Annotated in this window: 1 protein-coding gene; it reads left to right on the top strand. The window is 62.1% G+C overall.

Annotated elements, in window-relative coordinates; all coding sequences use genetic code 11:
- Window positions 1-354 precede the first annotated feature (354 nt).
- Window positions 355-1,265, top strand: a 911-nt coding sequence (locus QN345_RS19215; protein ID WP_323505411.1) for an LCP family protein, incomplete at its 3' end; no start/stop codon positions are given.

Here is a 1,265-nt window from a genome sequence, read left to right on the forward strand (position 1 = left end):
ATATAAGGCCCTCGACCCGGGAAAGGCCCGAAGGACACTCCCGCACCGCGCCAGAACGCAGCCTGGTCCCAGCTACACCCTCGATTCCCCACGCTCCGGCTGCTGACAGAGCCACGAACCGCTCGGTGGGTTCCCAGCAGTTGCCTACTCGCGTTGTATAAGGTGCGGAGCAAGCGTGTTGTTTTTGACGGGGTAGCCGCTTTCGGACCGCAGGAGAAAGCCGGGGTCAACGTGACGGAAAAGCCGCCGCAACCGCTTCGGACGCGAGCGCATTCCTTGGGTGCCCCTATTCGGCACGGACGGTTGCAGCGGCGTGGCCCATGGCAAACCGTGAGGGTCGCGCTCGTGTTCTCCGTGAGCGTTCTCCTGGTCAGTGGGGGGACTATTGCAGCTGTTGCCACGTGGGATGTTGCCAGCAGCGTGAAACCGGGCGTGCATCTCGCCCACCTTGCGGACACACCCGGGAGCACTGCTGCGCCTGCGGCAGACGTCGCAGCCATTTCCGGCGGGGTCGATCTACTCCTGACGGGAACGGATACCCGGTCCGGGCAGGGTGGGGCTTTTGCGACGGGCGCAGGTTTGGCGGGAAGTTCCGGTGCGGGCAATAACGATGTCACCCTGTTATTACACATTTCGAAAAACCATCAGAACGTGAGTGTGATCAGTTTCCCTAGGGATCTCATGATCCCTGTTCCCGCGTGTCCGCAATCTGATGGGTCGACGGCGTCGGCGTCCAGTCGGGTGATGTTGAACGCGACGCTCGCCCGCGGAGGGCTTTCCTGCGTGGTGCTCACGATCGAAAAACTTACCGGCGTTCAGATTCCCTTCGCCGCCCAGATCAGTTTCGACGGGGTCTCAGCGATGTCCAACGCCATCGGCGGCGTCACCGTGTGTGTGGCCTCCCCGATCGATGACCTCTACACGAATCCGCCCTTGCATTTGGCGGCCGGACAGCAGAGCATCGTCGGTGACATGGCCTTGTCGTTCCTGCGGAGCAGACACGGTGTCGGTGACGGCAGCGACCTGGGCCGCATCAGCAACCAGCAAGTGTTCATGGCTGCGTTGGCCCGGAAAGTCGAAACGGGCGGCGTCCTCGGTAACCCTGTCATGCTGTACTCCCTGGCCAAGGCGGCGACAGACAACATGGTCCTCTCTGACACCTTGACCAATCCCACGACTCAGGTCCAAATTGCGCTCGCGCTCAAAGATACCGGCTTGGCGAACATGGTCTTCCTTCAGTACCCCGCTGTGGCCGACCCTCAGGA

Source organism: Cryobacterium sp. 10I1, assembly GCF_035019805.1.
Taxonomy (GTDB): domain Bacteria; phylum Actinomycetota; class Actinomycetes; order Actinomycetales; family Microbacteriaceae; genus Cryobacterium; species Cryobacterium glucosi.